Raw genomic sequence first — 19,194 nt, 5'->3', positions numbered from 1 at the left:
GCCTGCGGCCCCGTCGGCCGTTCCAAGCTATAGTGCCGGGGTGATCAGTTCATTGACCGAGGCAAAGCGGGCGTCAGGCGCGGTCAGGGACAGCACCGCCTCGCGGATCGCCTCGGCGCGGGTCTGACCCAGGACCGGACCGGCGAAGGCCATGTATTTCTCACGGATCGTTTGCGCATCAAAAGGCGCATCCGGCCCGCCCGAGGCGTTGAGATCGCCCGAGGCGTAGACCGATCCATCCTGCATCTCGATCTCGATATCGGCCCACCGTCCCCGCGCCGGGAACTTCGCCTGGTGCCGTTCCTCGACCACGCCCTCGGTCAGGGCCACCAGCCGCGCGACGCGGGGGTCAGACAGACCCTCGCCGGAAATCTGGTCGAGCCCGATATGGCCCTCGACCAGCATCCATGCGACCGGGAAGGCCAACGCGTATTGCGCGCGGGCCGAGTGGTCGGGCATGCCGGGATAAAGCGCAATGGATTCCGCGAAGCTGCGGATGGTGATGCGGGCGATCTTTTCGTGGTCGATCCCGTGGCGCGCGCGCAGCAGTTTCGCGCCGTCAATGGGGGCATGGGCCCACCGGCAGATCGGGTAGGGTTTCACGTATTGATCCTCGGTGATCCATGCGTGCCCCAGATCGGCCCAATGGGACGCCACATCGGGCGCCTCCAGCGTGATGGCCGGTGCACCGGTAAAGCCCTTCTCGGCCATGATGACCGACGACAGCCCCACCAGCGCGCCCATCCCCGATCCGTCATGCAGCATCGTGGGGTTGGCGATCTCGCGCATCATCTGGCTGCGGGGGCCGTGATATTCCGCGATGCCGAGCGCGTGGCGCAGCTGCCCGTCCGACAGGTCGCGCAGCCGGGCGGCCAGCGCCACGACGCCAAGGGCATTCCACGCGCCCGAGGTGTGATAGTCGCAGGCGCTGGCATGCAGCGCCACGCCCGCCCGTCCCGCCACTTCGTAGCCGGTGACGAGGGCGGCCAGTGCCTCGCGGCCCGTCAGCCCCGGCAGGTGCTGCGCCAGAACCGACAGCGCAGGCACCACCGCCACGCCGATATGCCCCTTGGTGGGGTTGTAGCCGTCATGGCCATCGAGATTGTCAAGCTGCGTGGCCGCCGCGAAGGCCGCCCCGGCGAGGCTTGCGGGACGCCCGTCGAACAGCATCGGCGCCGACATGGCCGGGTCCGACGTGCCGTAGAGCGCCAGCGTGGTAGCGCGGGCGATCTGGCCCGCCTGTATCGGGGCGGCGGCGGCGCAGATGCCAAGCGTGTCGAGCAGGAGGAGCGCGGCGCGCTCCAGCGTGCTTTGCGGGATGGCGTCGGGCCGCCCGCGCAGGGCGAAATCGGCAAGCCGGGTGAAGGCGTCGGAGGGGGTCGGGATGGCGATGGACATGGGGCGCGTTCCTGTTGTGCACGAGCACAGGGTAGCGGCGGGACGGACGGCGCCGGTTGCCGGGCGGCGACGCGGAAGGGCCCCGTTTGGTCGGTTTCAGTCCTTCGCCGTGGCGAAGCCGACGACCGCCTCGACCAGCACGTCGAGCGTGTCGATCACCTGCGCCTCGGCGCTTGCGGCCTCTGCGATCAGCGAGAATTCAGAACAGCCCACAAGCTGCGTTTCCGCGCCCATGGCGAGCAAGTCTTCCGACGCCGCGCGCAGGATGTTGCGCGCCTCGACCGTTGCGCCATTGGCCTTGATGATGCGGATCGCATGCAGAAGGGGCGCGTCGTCTGTCAGCCAGACCGGGGTCGCGCCGACCCTTGCCAGCGCTGTGTCGAAAACGCCGGTGATCCGCGTGGCGGGGGAGGCGAGGATGCCGACCCGGCCCGGCCCCGCCCGCTCCGCCGAGAGCGTGACCATGTTCAGAAGCGGGATTTTGACGGCGGCAGTGATGCTGGCGGCGTAGGAATGGGCGGTGTTGCAGGGCATGGCGAGCGCCTCGGCCCCGCCGGTTTCAAGCCGCCGGGCCATCTCTGCCAGCACCGGGGCCGGATCGCCGCCGGTGCCCTCGATCAGATGCGCGATGCGCGAGGGCACCTGCGGGTTCATGTCGATGAGCAGCGGGATGTGATCGGAATCATCCTCGGCCGGGACCGCCTGAAGCAGCCGCTGCTGCATCAGGATCGTGGCCTCCGGCCCCATCCCGCCAAGGATGCCGATCCGCCGCATGGCTCAGCCCCGGAAGGCGAAGTCGTAGCCGAAGAGGCCGACCGCCCCGCCGGTATGCAGGAAGACGATGCGCTGGCCTTCGAATGCGCCCTTGCGGGCAAGGTCGATCAGCCCCGCCGCGCCCTTGCCGGAATAGACCGGGTCGAGAAGGATGCCCTCCAGTTCCGCGAACATCCGGATCGCTTCCAGCCCGCTGTCCGTGGGCAACCCGTAGCCTTCGCCCACGTAGTCGGTATTGGCCATTACATCCTCGCGGGCCACGATGCCGGGGCAGCCCAGTTTCTCGGCTGTCTTGCAGGCGAGGTCGTAGACCATCTGCTCTTGCTTGGGCTGCGGCGCGCGGGTGCCGATGCCGAGAACGGGGATACCGGAATTGATCGCCTTCATGCCGGTAACCAGCCCGGCCTGCGTGCCCGACGATCCCGTCGCATGGACCACCCGGTCGATCACGAGGCCACGGTCATTGGCCTGACCCACCAGCTCGAAGGCGCAGTTGACGTAGCCAAGCGCGCCCGTGGGGTTCGAGCCGCCGCCGGGGATCACGTAGACGGTCTTGCCCTTGGCGCGTTCTGCCTCGGCGGCCTTCTCCATCTCTGCGGGCATGTCGGTGCCGCCGGGAAATTTCTCGGTCGTCGCGCCGTGCAGATGGTCCAGCAGCACGTTGCCGTTGCCGTTGTAATTGTCGTTGTTGTAGCCGGTGCGGTCTTCCAGCAGGATATGGCAGTCCATCCCCAGTTTCGCGGCGAAGGCGGCGGTCTGACGTCCGTGGTTCGTCTGCGTGGCCCCTTGGGTCATCACCATGTCAGCGCCCATCTCGACCGCTTCGGCCATCAGGAATTCCAGCTTGCGGGTCTTGTTGCCGCCGGTCGACATCCCCGTACAGTCGTCGCGCTTGATCCAGATCTCGCAACCCAGTTCCTTCGACAGGCGCTCCATCGGTTCCAGAGGGGTGGGCAGGTGCGCGAGGTGCAGGCGGGGGAAACGGGCGAGATGCATGGGCGTGGCTCCGGGCTAGGCGTTCGGCGCGGAGCGTAGCGCTGTCCCTGTCGCGGCGTCCAGAGCGTTCTGATGCGCGTAAGGGGTTTATTTCCATCAGGTTTCGCGCAACTTAAGATCGGTTTCCAGAGCTCTTAACTTGCGCGGGGGAAGGCCTTTGCAAAGGCCTTTCAACGGCCTTGCAAGGCCGTTCCCCGCGCGTCGCTCAGGCCGGAGTGCTGCGGCGCAACAGGTAGATATCCATGATCCAGCCATGCGCGGCGCGGGCCTCTGCGCGGGTCTTGACGATTTTGTCGGTAACTTCGGAAACCGCGCCGGACAGGGAAATCTCGTTGTCCATTCCGGCATAGCCCGTCCACCAGATTTGCAGCCCCTCGGCGTCCAGGGTGCGAAAGCTCAGCTCGCCATCCAGCATCACCACCGCCGTATCGGCCCCGGCTGGAAACCCGTTGTCGCGGATCTGGCGGCCTGTGGTGACGACAACGGGGCCATTGATCTCGTTCAAAGGAATGGCATGGGCCGCCGTCAGCGCCTGGATCGAGGTGATGCCGGGGATCACGCGGGTCTTAAGCGGCAGCAGACGTGCGACCCGCTCCGCGATCCTGAGCGTGGAATCGTAGAGCGAGGGGTCGCCCCAGACGAGGAAGGCCACTCGGGTGCCGCCACCCAGATGGGTGCGGATCGTCTCAACCCAGATCGCGGCGATCGCATCGTGCCAGGCGTCCACGCGGGCGCGGTAGTCGGCAATCGCGGGGTCGCGCACGGGCAGGGCGAATTCCACCACTTTCGTCGCCGGGTCGGTCAGCACATCGGCGCAGATCTGGCGGCGCAGGCCCGCAAGGTCATCCTTCTCTGCCCCCTTGGTGGGGATCAGGATCAGGTCGGCGGCATTGATCGCATCAATCGCCTGCAGGGTCAGGTGACGCGGGTTGCCGGTGCCGATGCCGATCAGGTCGAGCGCGATCATGGGTGGGGTCCTTCAAAGAAACACGGCCCCGCAATCGGGGGCCGTGAAACGTGGATCAATGTCCGTCTGGATCAGGCAGCGTCGTAGACGCGCGGGTTGATCAGGCCGGAGCCTTTCAGGCCGCGCAGCGACTTGGCACCGGCCAGAACGGCGAGGTCCACCAGCGGCTCGATCAGCACGACCATCATGTAAGCGCCGCCGAAGGCCAGAACCGAGGCCATGCTGTCCGCGCCCACGCCCTGACCGTAGAAGACCCAGAACGCCACCCAGGCGACCACGCCACCCTGGTAGGCGGTGGAGAGTTTCAGGGCCTGCACGTAGCTGAGATCGACATAGCGGGTGCCGGGCGCGATCAGGCGCTTGGCCAGCGCCGAGATCGCGAAGAGCGGCACCAGCAGCGTGGTGAGGTTCACGAAATACATCGGCAGATCGGTCGGTGCGAAGAACATCCCCTGGATGAGCAGGCCAAGCGCCAGGCCGATCGCGGCGGGCGCGGCACCCAGCATCAGCAGCAGGGTGGAGCCGAGGATGAAGTGCACTTCCGACACGCCCACGGGGAAATGGGGCAGCAGTTCGAAGAACACGAAGGTGCCGATGGTGGCCAGGCCCGACCGCGCGACCAGCGACGCGGCACCGCTTTCGCGGATGGTGTCGAGCGCCATCTTGGCGGCATAGGTGGCACCGCCGGCGGCGGTGGCATAGGCCAGCGCCATTTTGGCGCCATGGACGATCCCGGGTTCGATATGCATGTTTCTCGTCTCCTTGCCGTCTCCCCGACGGCGTCTATATCTATACCGGGAAAGTCCCGGCGGCTGGAACGGTGCCCGCGGACGGGCGCAGGTCACGGCAGGTCTCCTGACTTGCGGGTCGTCGCTTCCCCCGGGCCTTCCCGGCCCCTCGGGGCCAGTGGCGTGTTCCGGGCACGCTCGCCGCTTACAGTTGCGGGGGCAGTCACGGATTTGGCGCCTGATGGCTACACCGCACCGTGTTCCCTTTTCATTTCTCCGGCGCGTTCGGGCCTTCGAAAACCGTGATCGTTTCATGTTTCATGGCAGGTCGTCGCCTGTCAAGCGTCGCCCTCTGCCAAGGGACCGTAGAGGATGAGGCCCGGCATGCGGCTGTCTGATTGCGACAACTCGCGCGCCAGTTCTGCCACGCTGGAGCGGTGGAGCCGCTGGTTCTCGGTCGAGACGGATTCGGCATAGAGCGCGGGCGTGTCGGCGGGCAGGCCCAGATCCACCAGCCGGTTCACCAGCCCCGCGAAGGTGCGCTTGCCCATATAGACGACAGTGGTCGCGCCGGGATCGGCCAGGGCCTTCAGATCGAGCCCCTCGGGCAAGGCCCCGGTCACATCATGGCCGGTGACGAACTGTACCCGGCGGGCAGTCAGGCGGCGGGTCAGCGGAATACCGGCGGCGGCAGCGGCAGCGGAGGCCGAGGTGACGCCGGGGATGATCTCATAGGGGATGCCCTCGGCGCGCAGCGCGGTGATCTCTTCCTCCAGCCGTCCGAAGATGCCGGAATCGCCGGATTTCAGACGCACCACCCTCTGGTCGATCTTGGCGTAATCCACCAGCAGGCGGCTCACGTGATCCTGCTTGGGCGAGGGGCGGCCCGCCCGCTTGCCCACGCCAATGAGGTCCGCACCCTCGCGGGCATGGGCGAGGATCGGGCCGGAGCTGAGATCGTCGAACAGCACCGCATCGGCGCGGCCAAGCCGGTCGACCGCCTTGAGCGTCAGAAGCTCGGGGTCGCCCGGGCCGGAGGAGACGAAACTGACGAAACCGGTCATGCTACCGCGTGGCCTCCGCGATCAGGTGAAAGAAGGTGCCGGTCGCATGGCCCCGGCGCGATCCGGTCTCGGGCACCGCCGCGCCGCCTGCATCGACCACCTCGGCCAAGGGGGCGTCGGGCTGGTCGAGGATGGTGGAGTAGTGGAACTCGTGCCCCCGCAGACGCGCGCCCGCCACATGGCCGGGCATGGCAGTTTGCAGCGTCGCCAGCCGATAGCCCAGATGCATCTTGCGCTTTTCATAGGAGGTCACAAGGCCAAGCAGCCCCGCCATCTCGTGCCGGGTGCCCTCCTTGTCGATCAGCGCCGTTCCCATGGCCATGTAGCCGCCGCACTCGCCATGGACGGGGCGGGTTTCGGCAAAGGTTTTCAGGCCGGTGCGGAACCTTGTGGCGGCAGCCAGTTCGCCCGCGTGCAGCTCCGGGTAGCCGCCGGGCAGCCAGCAGATATCGGCGCTGTCGTCGGGGGCTTCATCGTTGAGCGGCGAAAAGGGCAGGATCTCTGCGCCCGCCCGACGCCAGCCATCCAGCTGATGCGGGTAGACGAAGGAAAACGCCCCGTCGCGGGCCAATGCGATGCGCTGACCGGGGGGCGTGATCGCGGCGGTGTCACCGGTCAGCACCGTCGCACCTGCGACCTCCAGCACCCGGTCCAGATCCACGTTCTCCGCCACGAAGCGCGCGGCCGCGTCCAGAATGCGCGGCATCTCTGCCTGTTCGCCCGCTTGTACAAGGCCCAGATGGCGCGAGGGCATCTCGATCTCTTTCTGGCGGGGCAGGGCGCCGAGCACGTCTATCCCCACCTCCGCCATCCCTGCGCGCAGCATCGCCTCGTGCCGGGGGGAGGCCACGCGATTGAGCACCACGCCCGCGATCCGCACGTCGCGCCGCATCAGGGCAAAGCCCTTGGCCACCGCCGCAGCCGACTGTGCCTGACCGGATGTGTCCAGCACCAGCACCACCGGCCAGCCGGTCAGCGCCGCCAGATGCGCGCTGGCCCCATTGCCGCATTCGCCATCGCTGACCACCCCGTCAAAGAGCCCCATGGACCCTTCCGCGACGATCAGGTCAGCCCCGTCCGCAACGCCAATCAGCCCGCCGATCATGTCCTCGCCCATGGCCCAGGTGTCGAGGTTCACCGACGCCCGTCCTGCCGCCGCGGAATGGAAACCGGGGTCGATATAGTCCGGGCCGCTCTTGAACGGTTGCACGGTCAGGCCCCGCGCCCGCAGGGCGGCCAGCAGCCCAAGCGTCAGCGTGGTCTTGCCGGTGCCCGAGGCGGGGGCGGAGATGATCAGACCGCGCGGCATCAGTCCACGGTTTCCGGAAAGCGCGGATCGGTGCCCACGGGGCGGAAGCGGCGGTCGTAATCGCCCGCGTAAAGGCAGCTTTCGTCGAAATCTTCCGCGCCCAAAGCAGGCCCCACGAGGATCAGCGCCGTGCGCCCGCGTTCACCCCCAGTGGCTTCCTCGACCGTGGCGAGCGTCGCCTTGACGATCCGCTGATCGGGCCATGTGGCGCGCCAGATCACGGCAACGGGGCAGTCGGGGCCATAGGCGGGGGTGAGGCGCGTCACCACATCCTCCAGCACATGGACCGACAGGTGAATGGCCAGCGTCGCGCCGGTCGCGGCGAAGTTTTCAAGCGTCTCGCCCTCGGGCATGGCCGACGCGCGGCCGGAGGTGCGGGTCAGCACCAGCGATTGCGCAACGCCGGGCAGGGTCAGTTCCGCGCCCAAAGCGGCGGCGGCGGCGGCGAAGGAGGGCACGCCGGGGGTCACGTCATAAGGGATGCCTTCAGCCCGCAACCGGCGCAGCTGTTCGCCCATGGCGGACCAGACCGACAGATCCCCGGAATGCAGCCGCGCCACGTCATGGCCTGCCGCGTGGGCTGCCTTGATTTCCGCGATGATCTCATCAAGCGAGAGCGGCGCGGTGTTCACGATCCGCGCGCCTTCGGGGCAGTGGGACAGCAACTCCTCCGGCACCAGCGACCCGGCATAAAGGCAGACGGGGCAGGACGCGATGAGGTCGCGCCCGCGAAGGGTGATCAGGTCTGCCGCGCCGGGGCCTGCGCCGATGAAGTGAACGGTCATGTGTCAGTCCTTTCTGCCAGCGCCATGGTGGCCATGCCGCAAGCGCTATGCACGCGGGGGGCGATCAGACGCGCCCTGTAGCCGCCTTTGCGGGCCGACGCCAGAGCCAAGGCTTCCGCGACGGAGCCGGTGGCGAAACGCGCCTTGATGCGGGGGGAGCAGGTGAGCGTTGGTTCACCCGCGATGTCCTGTTCGGTCAGGTGGGTGAGGGGCAGGCCCTCGGCCTCGGCCCAAGCTGTCAGGGCGGGCGTGGCCTTGATATCGAGGCAGGCCAGCGCATCCGGGCGGCGACCTGCGCGCGCCATTGCATCCGCGAAAGCCGCTGCGCCCGCCTCGGCGCGCAATCCGATACCGGCCCAGATCATCGCGTCACCACCCATTGCATCACGGGCCGCGCGCGCGTCCAGCCGCGCATGGAGCCAAGCGGCCCGGCCTCGGCCAGTTCCGCGCGCAAAAGGTGGCCGCCATAGGCCCCGTGCCAGCGAATGAGCAGCGCCTCGGTTTCCAGCGTGACGGCGTTCATGACCAGCCGCGTACCTTTCGGCATCCGGTCCCACAGGGCGGTCAGCATCTCTTCCGTCGCGCCGCCACCGACGAAAACGGTATTGGGGTCGGGCAGGTCGGCCAGCGCCTCGGGCGCGCGGCCCTCCACGGTGGTGATCCGGTGATCCAGCCCGAACTTGCGGGCATTCAAGCGGATGTTGTCGGCCCGGTCGGCGCGGGTTTCCAGCGCGGTTGCGGTCGCGCCGGGGGCGGCAAGGCAGAACTCGACCGAGATGGAGCCGGAGCCTGCGCCAAGATCCCACAGGTGCTGGCCGGGGCGGGGCGCAAGGGCCGAAAGCGTCAGGGCGCGCACCGGGCGCTTGGTGATCTGGCCGTCGCTTTGGAAAAGATCGTCCGGCAGGCCCGAGGCGCGCGGCAGGCCGGGCGCGCCTTTGGCGTCGATGGCGGCGAGGACCGGGGCCGTGACTTCGCCAAGATCGAAGCCATCGGCGGGGCAGCTGCGCAGGCGTTCACGCGGGCCGCCAAGCGCCTCGCAGATCGTCAGCCGCGACGCGCCATAGCCCTGTGCAGTCAGCCAATCCGCCAATTCCGCCGCCGCATCGCCATCGCGCAGGGTGCAGAGCACGCGGGCGCCGTCGTGCAAGACCGGGGTCAGGCGCTCGAAGGGCGCGGCGTGGAGGCCGAGGCAGATCGTCTCTTCCAGCTTCCAGCCGAGCCGGGAAGCGGCGAGTGAAAAGCAGGACGGCGCGGGGTAGGCGCGCCATTCGTCGGGCGCAAGGTGGCGCGACAATGACCCGCCCGCGCCGTGCCAGAAGGGATCGCCCGAGGCCAAGACCGCCACCTTGCGGCCGCGCAGGGCCAACACCGGGTCGACGGAGAAGGGCACGGGCCATTCGCGGCCACGCTCAGCCACTCCGGCCAATTCCAGATGCCGCGGCCCGCCAAAGACGAATTCCGCCGCATCGAGCGCGTCACGGCTTGCGGGCGGCAACCCGTTCAGGCCATCTTCGCCCAGACCGATGAGAGAGAGCCAGGGCTCAGCCATGACACGCATCCTCCTGCTTGGCGGCACGACCGAGGCCACCATGCTCGCCCGCCTTCTGGCCGAGGCGGGGATGGACGCCATTTTCTCCTACGCGGGCCGGACCGACAAGCCGATGGCGCAGCCCCTGCCCACGCGGGTCGGTGGCTTTGGCGGTGTGGCGGGACTGGTGGACTATCTGAAGGCCGAGGGGATCACACATGCGGTCGATGCCACGCATCCCTTTGCCGCGCAGATGAGCACGAATGCCGTCCACGCCTGCGCCGAGGCCGGTGTGCCGCTGGTCGGGCTGGAACGCTCGGGCTGGCGCGCGGCCGAAGGCGACCGCTGGACCCATGTCGTGGATATGGAAAGCGCGGTCGCGGCCCTGCCTGACAGCGGCGCGCGGGTGTTTCTGGCCATCGGCAAGCAGCATGTGGCCGACTTCGCCGGGAAGCCCGCGAATTTCTACCTGCTGCGCCTTGTCGATCCGCCGAAAGACCCGCTGCCCCTGCCGGATGCCGAGGCCGTCATCGCGCGCGGCCCTTTCGATGTGGCGGGCGACCGCGCACTGATGGAACGTCATCGCATCACCCATATCGTCGCCAAGAACGGCGGCGGGGCGGGGGCGCGCGCCAAGCTTGATGCTGCTCGCGAACTGGGCCTGCCGGTGATCCTGATCAATCGGCCCCACGTGCCGCCCCGCCGCATCCTGACCAGTGCCAGCGCGGTTATGGAGTGGCTGGATCACAGCGCCGATCTCGGGGTGTAGACGTAGTTTCCCACCCGCCGCGTATCGCGGTTGCCGACGATCACCATGGTGCGCATGTCGGCCATCTCGGGCGTGGCCTCGGCCAGTGTGACGGTGGTGATCGCTTCCTCGGGCGTGCTGACCGCGCGGGCGAAGGAAATCAGCGTGTCTGGCCCGCAGGCCTCGCACAGGATCTCCAGCGCGCGGGCGAACTGGTGGGGCCGCGATTTGGAGCGCGGGTTGTAGAAGGCCATGGCAAACCCGGCCTCGCCAGCAAGACGCAACCGCTTTTCGATCAACTCCCACGGCTTGAGGTTGTCGGAAAGGTTGATCGCCGCGAAATCATGCCCCAGGGGCGCGCCGATACGTGCAGCGGCGGCGAGCATCGCGGTGATGCCGGGCAGCACGCGGATGTCGAGGGAAAGCCACTCTGCCGGGCCGTTCTCCAGCGCCTCGAATACGGCAGAGGCCATGGCAAAGACGCCGGGATCGCCGGAGGAGACGACGACCACGCGTTTGCCCTCTGCCGCCATCTCAAGCGCATGCGTGGCGCGGTCAAGCTCTACCCGATTGTCGCTTTCATGCAGCGTCAGGCCGGGGCGCGGGGTCACGCGGCGGACATAAGGAATGTAGCCCACAACATCGGTCGCCTCGGCCAGCACCTCGGCCACTTCCGGCACGATGAGGCTCTCGCGCCCCGGCCCGAGCCCCGCGACGACGACCCACCCGCTCATGGCCGGCGGCCTTGCCCGTGCAGGAGGCAGATGGCGAAATACGGCGTCTCACCCGCGAAATCGGTCAGCTTCTGCACCGTCTGTTTCGGCATCGTGCCGCGTTCCACCAGCCATGCGTCATCGAGCCGCCCGGCGGCTTCCAATGCGCGTTTCAGCTTCGGCAGGTTACGCCCGATCTTCATGACCACGGCGGCGTCGGTGTCTTTCAGGCGACGCACCAGTTCCTCTTCAGGCAGCGTCGCCATCGCCACGGTCAGCACGTCATCGCCCCAGGTGATCGGCAGGTCGGTCGCCGTCCAGCAGCCGGACATGCCGGTGATACCGGGCACGATTTCCACCTCGACCCGACCTTGCAGGCGGGAATGCAGATGCATGAACGAGCCGTAGAAGAACGGGTCGCCCTCGCACAGAACGATAACGTCATCACTCGCGGCGAGCGCCTCCAGCCGGTCGGTCCAGCCGTCGTAGAACTCGGACAGGATGCGATTATATTCCGGGTCCTTGAAGGAAATCTCGGTCGTGACCGGGTATTCCATCGCGTGTTCGGTCACATCCTCGCGCAGCATCCCCTCGACAATCTGCCGCGCCTGCCCCTTGCGGCCTGCCTTGCGGAAATAGGCGAGGTGACGCGCCCCCCGGATCAGCCGGTCGGAGCGCACGCTCATCAGATCGGGGTCGCCGGGGCCGAGCCCGGTGCAGATGACCTTGCCCATGTCGCTTACTCCTTGAAACTGGCGAGCGCGTTGACCGCCGCCACGGTAATGGCGGACCCGCCAAGGCGACCCTGCACGATCATCGACGGCACCGGCAGGTCCTGCATCAGCGCATCCTTCGACTCACGCGCGCCGACGAAGCCCACGGGGCAGCCGATGATGGCGGCAGGGCGTGGGCAGGCGGGGTCTTCGAGCATGTTGAGAAGGTGGAAAAGCGCTGTGGGGGCGTTGCCGATCGCCACGAGCGCGCCCTCAAGATGCGGGCGCCACAGTTCCAGCGCGGCAGCAGAGCGGGTGTTGGCCATCTCCTTGGCCATCTCCGGCACGCGCGGGTCGCGCAGGGTGCAGATCACTTCATTATTTGCGGGCAGGCGCGGGCGGGTGATGCCCTCGCTGACCATATAGGCGTCACACAGGATCGGCGCGCCGTCTTTCAGCGCCTGCCGGGCGATGGTCGCCATTCCGGGCGAAAACCGCACGTCCTTTTCCAGCCCTACGAGGCCCGCTGCATGGATCATGCGCACGACCACGGGTTCTTCATCCTTGTCGAAGCGGTCGAGCTCGGCCTCCGCTCGGATGGTGCGGAAGCTTTCCTCGTAAATGGCGGCGCCGTTGGTCTCGTAGATGTGGGGCATTCACAGGGCCTTCTTGATCTGGTCGGGGGCAAGGCCAGTGGCCTCGGGCGTGGCGTCGGCGCGGCCGTTGCGGATAAGGTCGAAGCGCTCAGGGCCGGTCGCGGTCAGGGTGATCGCCGCAGGGCCGGGATGGGCGCAACCCTTGGCGCAGCCGGAGATATGCAGGCGCTGGCCTGCGGGCAGATGCGGGGCGAGGGTGCGGGCAAGGTCGCGCGTGGGTGACAGGGCTTGCGGACACCCCGGCGCACCGGTGCAGACGTCGATCGCCAAGCGCGGGTCATGGGCGTCGTGGATCAGGCCGGGCAGAGCGGGGGCCTCGGTCATGCCTTCCAGCAGCAGCATCCGCCACGGGGTGACGCGGATCGGCGCAAGCTCCGCCAGCGCGGCGAGGCTGTCTGCGGTGATCTGCCCGAACTCCAATGCCACGAGTTGGCCCGCTGATGTGGCACCCGGGGCCGGAGGCGTTGCGCCTGCCACCGCTGGCGTTTCGTGGAACTGGCCGGGCAGGACCGCGCCAGCCGCCTGATGCCGCGCCATGCGACCCCGGCCCTTGGGTGCGCCGCCGGTGGCGAGGAACCAGTGGGCGAGGTCGAGCGCGGCCTCGGCGGCGGTGGCTTCGGTCACGGGCGCTGCAAAGCCGCTGCCATCGGGGCGCAGGACAAGGCCGTTCTCGCCGCGTTCGATGCGGATGTCGGCGGAGGTCTCGCGCAGGATCGGCAGCGCTCCGCAGTCGACGGCAAAGCCGAACTTGCCCGGCAGGTCGGGGGCGTCAGGCTGTGCCAGCGCCTCGGTCAGCGCGCGGGCGATGCGATGCGTCAGGTCACCCTCGGACCAGAACGGCTGAACCACCAGGTTGCGCCGGGTTTCCGCCGCCACGTCCCGGTCGATGAGGCCAAGCGCCGTCAGCCCGTCGATCAGGGCCGGGTGTGCCTCGGGCGTGACGCCCCGGATCTGCACATTGGCGCGGGCGGACATGTCAATGAGCCCGTTCCCGTGCTCTGCCGCCAGCCGCGCCACACCTGCCGCCTGATCCAGCGTCAGCCGCCCAAGCGGTGCACGCACGCGGACAACCAGCCCGTCGCCCGACATCATCGGACGCAGCGCACCGGGGCACCAGCCGTGGACCACCGGGGCGCTCATTGTGCGGCCTCCAGACTGGCGGCGATGGAGTTGCGGCGTGTCACCCAAAGCCCCGCATCGTGCAGCGCCTGAAAGCGGGCGCGCATGGCGGCGAGGGCCTCGGGGTTCTCGCGCTCCATGAAGGCGACCAGATCGTCGCGGCCAAGCGTGGCGTCGTGGTAGAGGTCAAAGAGATGCGGCGGCACGGCGGCGGCTAGATGCGCGAAGGCGGCAAGGTGGTCGAGCGTCGCCGCGATCTCTGCCGCGCCCCGGAACCCGTGCCGCATCATCCCATCCGCCCAGTCGGGGTTGGCGGCGCGGGCGCGGGTGACGCGGGCGATTTCCTCGGTCAGGTCGCGGGCGCGGGGGCGGTCGGGCTGTGTCGCGTCCATGTGGTAAAGCGCGGGCGCATCGCCGCCAAGCCGGGCCACGGCGGCGGCAAAGCCCGCCTCATGCGCGGCATAGTCCGAGGCCATCAGCAAATCGGTTTCCGGCAGATCCTGCAAATGCACGAAACTGTCGGCGGATTTCACGCGGGTTTCCAGCGCATCGCGCGCCTCGGAGGAGGTGCCTTGCGCGTCGATGGCGTAGGAGGAGGCTGCCAGCCACGCCTCGCCCGCCGCGCTGCGGGCCTCGTCGGAATAGTCGTCCAGATGCGCCGTCATCCCCACCCCGTAGCTGCCAGGGCGCGGTCCGAAGACGCGCGGGGTGCGGGCGAGATAGGGGTTGTCTTCTGCCGCTTCCTCGCGGTCTGCAAGCGCGCCCGCCGCCGCCTCGAACATCTGGGCAAGGCCGGGGAAGACATCGCGGAAGAGGCCCGAGACGCGCAGGGTCACGTCGATCCGGGGGCGGCCAAGCAGCGCCAGCGGGATCACCTCGAAGCCCGACACGCGTTCGCTGCCCTCGTCCCATTTCGGCGCAAGCCCCGCGAGGTGCAGCGCCATGGCGAATTCCTCGCCCGCCGTGCGCATCGTGGCCGATCCCCACAGGTCCACGACCAGCCCGCGCGGCCAATCACCGTGGTCCTGCAGGTGCTTGCGCAAGAGTTCCTCGGCCAGCTTCACGCCTTGCGCATGGGCGGCGCGGGAGGGCACGGCGCGCGGATCGGTGGTGAAGAGGTTGCGCCCCGTGGGCATCACATCGGACCGGCCCCGATGGGGCGACCCGGAGGGGCCGGGGGCGACGAGGCGACCCTCAAGCGCGGCCAGCAGCCCGGCGCGCTCCTCCGCCCCGCAGGTGCCGGTGCCGAAGATGTGCAGCCCGTCGCCATACTGGCTTTCCTTGATGTCGCAGACGAAGCGGTCGATGCGGGTGATCGCCTCGGCGGCGCTCGCGTCTTCCGGGATGCCCAGATCGGCCTCGACCCCCGTGCCCTGCGCCTCGGCGCGAATATCGGCGATCAGCCGGTCGCGGCGGGCCGGGTCGAGCCCGTCGGCGGTGGAGTATTCATCGAGCAGATGTTCCAGCCGCCCCATGCCCTCGGGCAGCGTCGTCTGTGCCATCGGGGGCGGCATGTGGCCGATGGTGACGGCGCCCACCCGGCGCTTGGCTTGCGCGGCCTCGCCGGGGTCGTTCACGATGAAGGGATAGATGACGGGCAGGGGGCCGAGCAGCGCCTCGGGCCAGCAGTCCTGCGAGAGTGCCACCGCCTTGCCCGGCAGCCATTCCAGCGTGCCATGCGCGCCCACATGGATCAGCGCGTCGGTTTGCGCCCGCAGCCAGAGGTAGAAGGCGACATAGCCGTGGCGCGGGGTGCGGGAAAGGTCGTGGTAATCGTCGTCGCGGGTTTTGACCTCGCCCCGTTCGGGTTGCAGCGCGATGAGCGCCTTGCCCGCCCGGATCGCGGCGAAGGTGATCTGGTCGCCTTCGGTGGCGGGGTCGGTTTCCGGGTCTCCCCATGCGGCGAAAAGGTCGTCGCGCAGGGCGGCGGGCAGCGTTTCCAAGGCCGCGCGGTAGTCGGCCAACGGCCAGCCGATGCGTTCGACCAGCAGCCGCTTGCCCAGGTCGGGGGCCTGGCCGAGGTCGTGGCCCTGCGCGGTCAGCCCCTCCAGCAGCCCCTCGACCGAGGCCAGCGGGTCCAAACCGACCGCGTGAGCAAGGTTCCAGTCGCGGCCCGGATAGGTGGAGAGCACGATTGCCAGCCGTTTGTCGGCGGCGGGCAGGGTGGCGAGGCGGTGCCACGCGGCGACGCGATCGACCACCTGCGCGATGCGGCCTTCGTCGGCGCGGTGCGCGAAACGGGAGTATTCGAGGTCCGGGTCCTTGCGGCCCGGCTGCTTGAAGCTGGCGACGCCCGCAAAGATGCGCCCGTCCACCTCCGGCAATACCACATGCATGGCGAGGTCGGCGGGCGACAGGCCCCGGTCGGCCTCGGCCCAGTCCTTCTTGCGCGCGGTCGAGAGGGCCACCTGAAAGACCGGGCAGCCGGGGTCAGAGAGTGGAGAGGGCTTGCCGTCTGCCCCCTGCGCCGAAAAGGCGGTGGCGTTGACGATGGCGGCGGGGGTTAGTCGGGTCAGTTCGGTGCGCAGCCAGTCCGCGGCGGCGGGTTGCTTGAGGCTGGAGGCGAAGATACCCACGGCCTCGAACCCTTTGGCCTCTAGCGCCGCGATCGTGGCGTCCACCGGGTCAGTATCGGCGGCGGTCAGGTAGGAGCGGTAGAAGGTGACGGGGACGAGCGGTTTGCCCGAGGGTTCGAAAGACCGCAGCACGCCGTCGCCGGGGCGGTAGAAGCCGAAATCCGGCACGGTCTTTTCGCCCACCACCGGCCCCGCATAAAGCCCGCCCGCCAGCGCCAGTTGCGCGAGCGCCGCATGGGCGGCCACGGCCCCGCCCGCGTCGCACAGGTGTTGCAAGCGGCGCAGGGTCGAGACGGGAAGGGTTGATATTTCATCCAGACGCGGATCAGGGCGGCCATCGGCGGGCAGGACCGCCAGCGCCATGCCGGTGCGGTCGGCCAGTTCGCGAAGCGTCGCCAGCCCATAGGGCCAGTAGCTTTCGCCGCCAATGAGCTTGACCAGAACCGCGCGCGTGCCGATCAGCGTCTGTTCGGCGTATGTGTCGACCGAAAGCGGATGTTTCAGGGCGACGAGATTGGCGAGGCGAACCGAGGGTTCAAACCCATGCGCCTTGGCCCTGCCATAGCCCGCCGCGAAGGCCCCGAGGTCGGAATCGGAAAAGGACAGCACCACCAGATCGGCGGGGCTTTGCCCCAGATCTTGCGGGGTGTCGGTTTCCTCCAACCCGTGACTTTCGCGGAAGACGACATGCATCGGCCCGGCCTTACCCCTCCAGCACCGCGCGGATGGCGGCGGGGTCGACGTGATCATGCTCGCCGATCACGACAAGCTGCGACCGGCGGGGCAGGTCGCCCCAGGGACGGTCGAACTGGGTGCGCAGGCGCTCGCCCACGGCCTGAACCAGTAGTCGCATCGGTTTGCCTTTCACGGCGATATACCCTTTCACGCGCAGCGCGTTCTGTTCCCGCGCCAGCCGCAGCACGGCAGCTTCCAGCGCTTTCACGTCTTCTACCTCGTCCAGCTCGATCACCACGCTGTCAAAATCGTCATGTTCGTGGTCATCCGCGCCGTCATGGTGGCTGGGACGCGCATCGAGATCGTCCTCGGCGGCCGCTTCCAGCCCCAGAACGACGCGCGGGTCGATGACGCCCTCGGTCATTGGCAGGATCGAAACGGGGCGGGGCATTTCGGCTTCGACAACCGCGCGGGCCCTGGCAAGACCGTCCTCGCCCGCCAGATCGGCCTTGGAGAGCAGCACGATATCGGCGCAGGAAATCTGATCCTCGAAAACCTCGCCAAGCGGCGTGTCGTGGTCGAGGCTGTCATCGGCCTCGCGCTGCGCCTGCACGGCGTCCACATCGCTGGCAAATCGACCCGCCGCCACGGCCTCGGCATCGGCCAGCGCAATCACGCCATCGACGGTGATGCGCGAGCGGATCGCGGGCCAGTCGAAGGCCTTGAGCAGCGGCTTGGGCAGGGCCAGCCCGCTGGTCTCGATCAGGATATGATCGGGCGTGTCCGGCAGCGCCATCAGCGCCTCGATCGTCGGGATGAAATCATCCGCCACGGTGCAGCAGATGCAGCCATTGGCCAGTTCCACGATGTTTTCCGCAGGGCAATTCTCGTCCGCGCAGGTCTTGAGGATGTCGCCATCGACGCCGGCTGTGCCGAATTCATTGACCAGAACAGCCAGCCGCTTGCCCTGGTTATTGGTCATCAGGTGGCGAATGAGCGTGGTCTTCCCCGCGCCGAGAAAGCCGGTGATGACGGTGACGGGGATCTTGGAGAGCGATTGCATGGATCAGTCCTTGGGGTCTGGGGCCGAAAGCGGGGGGATGCGGGCGATGGATTGTTTGCGGAACACCTCGGGCCGCTCGCGCCAGGGAACAAGCCCGTCGGTCGTGGCGGCATAGGCGCGGATACCGGCGAGGATCTGGTCGAGGTGATCCTCGGGATCGAGGCGGCCATAGATATAGGTCCAGCGGTCTGGCCCGCCGGTGAGGGCCAGCGAACAGCCATTGGAACAGGCGGACAGGCATTCATTGCCGCGCAGGCGCACGCCTTCGGGCAGGTCGGCAGCTTGCAGCGCCGCGTGCAGGCGAAAGCCCGGGCGCGGTTCCTCGTGCACCCGTTCGCCATCCACCGTTTTGCGGCAGGTCGTGCAGACCGTGACTGTCACCTCGCCCATGCGCGGCCTCTCTTGATTCTGCGAAAAGGGATGACCAGCCGGGGCGCGTTTGCCCATCATGGCCGGCGCGACACACCCCGTTCGCCCGTTACTCCTGTTGCTGGCAGGTCTCCCGGCTTGCGGATATCGGGGCAGGTCTGCCCCGGCGGCGTCTGGTCCTTCCCGGGCTGTGCCAGTGGTTCCAGGGCCTTCTCCGGTCACGGTCGCGGGGGCGGCTGCGCTTCGGCGATGAACCGTGCAAGGTCGCAAAGCCTGTCGCATTCCCTCTTCGCCTGTTCTAGGAACAGGAACCAGCAGACCCGCACCTGCGGCATGAGCCGCACCGATGTCAAGCGAAGGATGAAGAAATGGCCGATACGCCGCTCTCGGATGAAGACCGCCACGCCCAGAAGATGGCCAAGAAGAAGGCCGCGCGCGACAAGATCATGGCCACCAAGGAAGGCGAGAAGGGGCTGATCATCGTCCATACCGGGCCGGGCAAGGGGAAATCCTCCTCCGGTTTCGGGATGATTCTGCGCTGTATCGCCCATGAGATGCCCTGCGCCGTGGTGCAGTTCATCAAGGGGGCCTGGGACACGGGCGAACGGCGTATCCTGGAGGGGAATTTCTCTGACCTTTGCCAGTTCCATGCCATGGGCGAGGGCTTTACCTGGGAAACCCAGGACAAGAGCCGCGACATCGCCATGGCCGCGAAAGGTTGGGAAAAAGCCAAGGAGCTGATCCGGGACCCGGAAATCAAGATGGTGCTTCTGGACGAGATCAATATCGCCCTGCGCTATGATTATCTGGATGTCGCCGAGGTCGTGCGGTTCCTGAGCGAGGAAAAGCCGCCGATGACCCATGTGGTGCTGACCGGGCGCAATGCCAAGGAGGAGCTGATCGAGATCGCCGATCTGGTGACCGAGATGACCCTGGTCAAGCACCCGTTCCGGTCGGGGATAAAGGGCCAGAAGGGAGTCGAGTTCTGAGAGCGGTTTCGCCGCCTTCGGCGT

At 68.0% G+C, this 19,194-nt stretch carries 19 protein-coding genes and 2 riboswitches; of the genes, 2 read left to right on the top strand and 17 right to left on the bottom strand.

The features are described from left to right. Window positions 1-27: 27 nt before the first annotated feature. From RBB16_RS12310 to cbiE, 10 genes are all read right to left on the bottom strand, one after another. Window positions 28-1,398 (bottom strand): MmgE/PrpD family protein, encoded by a 1,371-nt coding sequence (locus RBB16_RS12310; protein ID WP_306046452.1) that lies wholly within the window; start codon window positions 1,396-1,398, stop codon window positions 28-30. 96 nt (window positions 1,399-1,494) lie between these two features. Then, on the bottom strand, window positions 1,495-2,172 hold the full coding sequence (locus RBB16_RS12305; protein WP_306046451.1) for an amino acid racemase: 678 nt from the start codon (window positions 2,170-2,172) through the stop codon (window positions 1,495-1,497). A 3-nt stretch (window positions 2,173-2,175) separates the two neighbouring features. After that, window positions 2,176-3,168 (bottom strand): D-cysteine desulfhydrase, encoded by a 993-nt coding sequence (locus RBB16_RS12300; protein WP_306046450.1) that lies wholly within the window; start codon window positions 3,166-3,168, stop codon window positions 2,176-2,178. 205 nt (window positions 3,169-3,373) lie between these two features. Further along, complete coding sequence (gene cobF, locus RBB16_RS12295; RefSeq protein WP_306046449.1) at window positions 3,374-4,135, bottom strand: precorrin-6A synthase (deacetylating); 762 nt, start codon at window positions 4,133-4,135, stop codon at window positions 3,374-3,376. Window positions 4,136-4,206: 71 nt separating this feature from the next. Beyond that, window positions 4,207-4,884: an energy-coupling factor ABC transporter permease gene (locus RBB16_RS12290; protein ID WP_306046448.1), complete on the bottom strand. Its 678-nt coding sequence runs from the start codon at window positions 4,882-4,884 to the stop codon at window positions 4,207-4,209. 78 nt (window positions 4,885-4,962) lie between these two features. After that, window positions 4,963-5,183: riboswitch (cobalamin riboswitch) on the bottom strand. Window positions 5,184-5,201: 18 nt separating this feature from the next. Further along, the gene (cobA, locus tag RBB16_RS12285; protein WP_306046447.1) at window positions 5,202-5,927 is read right to left on the bottom strand and encodes a uroporphyrinogen-III C-methyltransferase; all 726 of its coding nucleotides are present in this window, start codon (window positions 5,925-5,927) and stop codon (window positions 5,202-5,204) included. 1 nt (window position 5,928) lies between these two features. Then, window positions 5,929-7,236, bottom strand: coding sequence for a cobyrinate a,c-diamide synthase (locus tag RBB16_RS12280; RefSeq protein ID WP_306046446.1), 1,308 nt, complete (start codon window positions 7,234-7,236; stop codon window positions 5,929-5,931). Further along, window positions 7,236-8,021, bottom strand: a complete 786-nt coding sequence (cobM, locus tag RBB16_RS12275; RefSeq protein ID WP_306046445.1) for a precorrin-4 C(11)-methyltransferase — start codon at window positions 8,019-8,021, stop codon at window positions 7,236-7,238. The genes RBB16_RS12280 and cobM overlap by 1 nt, the downstream gene beginning before the upstream one ends. Beyond that, the gene (locus RBB16_RS12270; RefSeq protein WP_306046444.1) at window positions 8,018-8,386 is read right to left on the bottom strand and encodes a cobalamin biosynthesis protein; all 369 of its coding nucleotides are present in this window, start codon (window positions 8,384-8,386) and stop codon (window positions 8,018-8,020) included. Before RBB16_RS12270 ends, cobM begins: the two co-directional genes overlap by 4 nt. Then, window positions 8,383-9,570, bottom strand: a complete 1,188-nt coding sequence (gene cbiE / locus RBB16_RS12265; protein WP_306046443.1) for a precorrin-6y C5,15-methyltransferase (decarboxylating) subunit CbiE — start codon at window positions 9,568-9,570, stop codon at window positions 8,383-8,385. Before cbiE ends, RBB16_RS12270 begins: the two co-directional genes overlap by 4 nt. On the opposite strand from cbiE, the gene RBB16_RS12260 reads away from it, so the two are divergent. After that, on the top strand, window positions 9,569-10,318 hold the full coding sequence (locus RBB16_RS12260) for a cobalt-precorrin-6A reductase (protein ID WP_306046442.1): 750 nt from the start codon (window positions 9,569-9,571) through the stop codon (window positions 10,316-10,318). The two genes, cbiE and RBB16_RS12260, sit on opposite strands and share 2 nt — an antisense overlap. Here the strand turns inward: RBB16_RS12260 and cobJ are convergent. From cobJ to RBB16_RS12225, 7 genes are read right to left on the bottom strand one after another with little or no spacing between them, the layout of a single operon-like run. Further along, window positions 10,294-11,031 carry a precorrin-3B C(17)-methyltransferase gene (gene cobJ, locus RBB16_RS12255; protein WP_306046441.1) on the bottom strand — a complete coding sequence of 246 codons (738 nt, stop codon included), beginning with the start codon at window positions 11,029-11,031 and terminating at the stop codon, window positions 10,294-10,296. The two genes, RBB16_RS12260 and cobJ, sit on opposite strands and share 25 nt — an antisense overlap. Then, complete coding sequence (cobI, locus tag RBB16_RS12250) at window positions 11,028-11,744, bottom strand: precorrin-2 C(20)-methyltransferase (RefSeq protein WP_306046440.1); 717 nt, start codon at window positions 11,742-11,744, stop codon at window positions 11,028-11,030. The genes cobJ and cobI overlap by 4 nt, the downstream gene beginning before the upstream one ends. 5 nt (window positions 11,745-11,749) lie before the next feature. After that, entirely contained in the window at window positions 11,750-12,379 is a 630-nt protein-coding gene (locus tag RBB16_RS12245; protein ID WP_306046439.1) for a precorrin-8X methylmutase, read from the bottom strand. Continuing rightward, window positions 12,380-13,519 carry a precorrin-3B synthase gene (gene cobG / locus RBB16_RS12240; protein ID WP_306046438.1) on the bottom strand — a complete coding sequence of 380 codons (1,140 nt, stop codon included), beginning with the start codon at window positions 13,517-13,519 and terminating at the stop codon, window positions 12,380-12,382. It abuts the gene before it with no gap. Further along, window positions 13,516-16,767, bottom strand: a complete 3,252-nt coding sequence (cobN, locus tag RBB16_RS12235; protein WP_306046437.1) for a cobaltochelatase subunit CobN — start codon at window positions 16,765-16,767, stop codon at window positions 13,516-13,518. The genes cobG and cobN overlap by 4 nt, the downstream gene beginning before the upstream one ends. A gap of 10 nt (window positions 16,768-16,777) precedes the next feature. Then, window positions 16,778-17,812, bottom strand: a complete 1,035-nt coding sequence (cobW, locus tag RBB16_RS12230; RefSeq protein WP_306046436.1) for a cobalamin biosynthesis protein CobW — start codon at window positions 17,810-17,812, stop codon at window positions 16,778-16,780. Window positions 17,813-17,815: 3 nt separating this feature from the next. Beyond that, window positions 17,816-18,202, bottom strand: a complete 387-nt coding sequence (locus tag RBB16_RS12225; protein ID WP_306046435.1) for a DUF1636 domain-containing protein — start codon at window positions 18,200-18,202, stop codon at window positions 17,816-17,818. An 84-nt stretch (window positions 18,203-18,286) separates the two neighbouring features. Beyond that, window positions 18,287-18,512, bottom strand: a riboswitch (cobalamin riboswitch). A gap of 37 nt (window positions 18,513-18,549) precedes the next feature. Between RBB16_RS12225 and cobO the strand changes: the two genes are divergently transcribed. After that, on the top strand, window positions 18,550-19,170 hold the full coding sequence (gene cobO / locus RBB16_RS12220; protein ID WP_306046434.1) for a cob(I)yrinic acid a,c-diamide adenosyltransferase: 621 nt from the start codon (window positions 18,550-18,552) through the stop codon (window positions 19,168-19,170). Window positions 19,171-19,194 lie beyond the last annotated feature (24 nt).

Source organism: Nioella sp. MMSF_3534 (assembly GCF_030732985.1).
In the GTDB taxonomy this organism is placed as follows: Bacteria; Pseudomonadota; Alphaproteobacteria; order Rhodobacterales; family Rhodobacteraceae; genus Nioella.
This window is presented reverse-complemented; position numbering and strand designations above follow the sequence as displayed.

Coding starts and splice junctions, on each gene's coding strand:
- cobN (WP_306046437.1), bottom strand. CDS start 16,767: ATGCATGTCGTCTTCCGCGAAAGTCACGGGTTGGAGGAAACCGACACC.
- cobI (WP_306046440.1), bottom strand. CDS start 11,744: ATGGGCAAGGTCATCTGCACCGGGCTCGGCCCCGGCGACCCCGATCTG.
- cobF (WP_306046449.1), bottom strand. CDS start 4,135: ATGATCGCGCTCGACCTGATCGGCATCGGCACCGGCAACCCGCGTCAC.
- RBB16_RS12305 (WP_306046451.1), bottom strand. CDS start 2,172: ATGCGGCGGATCGGCATCCTTGGCGGGATGGGGCCGGAGGCCACGATC.
- RBB16_RS12290 (WP_306046448.1), bottom strand. CDS start 4,884: ATGCATATCGAACCCGGGATCGTCCATGGCGCCAAAATGGCGCTGGCC.
- RBB16_RS12300 (WP_306046450.1), bottom strand. CDS start 3,168: ATGCATCTCGCCCGTTTCCCCCGCCTGCACCTCGCGCACCTGCCCACC.
- cobJ (WP_306046441.1), bottom strand. CDS start 11,031: ATGAGCGGGTGGGTCGTCGTCGCGGGGCTCGGGCCGGGGCGCGAGAGC.
- RBB16_RS12310 (WP_306046452.1), bottom strand. CDS start 1,398: ATGTCCATCGCCATCCCGACCCCCTCCGACGCCTTCACCCGGCTTGCC.
- cobW (WP_306046436.1), bottom strand. CDS start 17,812: ATGCAATCGCTCTCCAAGATCCCCGTCACCGTCATCACCGGCTTTCTC.
- cobG (WP_306046438.1), bottom strand. CDS start 13,519: ATGAGCGCCCCGGTGGTCCACGGCTGGTGCCCCGGTGCGCTGCGTCCG.
- cbiE (WP_306046443.1), bottom strand. CDS start 9,570: ATGGCTGAGCCCTGGCTCTCTCTCATCGGTCTGGGCGAAGATGGCCTG.
- RBB16_RS12280 (WP_306046446.1), bottom strand. CDS start 7,236: ATGCCGCGCGGTCTGATCATCTCCGCCCCCGCCTCGGGCACCGGCAAG.
- cobM (WP_306046445.1), bottom strand. CDS start 8,021: ATGACCGTTCACTTCATCGGCGCAGGCCCCGGCGCGGCAGACCTGATC.
- cobO (WP_306046434.1), top strand. CDS start 18,550: ATGGCCGATACGCCGCTCTCGGATGAAGACCGCCACGCCCAGAAGATG.
- RBB16_RS12270 (WP_306046444.1), bottom strand. CDS start 8,386: ATGATCTGGGCCGGTATCGGATTGCGCGCCGAGGCGGGCGCAGCGGCT.
- RBB16_RS12225 (WP_306046435.1), bottom strand. CDS start 18,202: ATGGGCGAGGTGACAGTCACGGTCTGCACGACCTGCCGCAAAACGGTG.
- RBB16_RS12260 (WP_306046442.1), top strand. CDS start 9,569: ATGACACGCATCCTCCTGCTTGGCGGCACGACCGAGGCCACCATGCTC.
- RBB16_RS12245 (WP_306046439.1), bottom strand. CDS start 12,379: ATGCCCCACATCTACGAGACCAACGGCGCCGCCATTTACGAGGAAAGC.
- cobA (WP_306046447.1), bottom strand. CDS start 5,927: ATGACCGGTTTCGTCAGTTTCGTCTCCTCCGGCCCGGGCGACCCCGAG.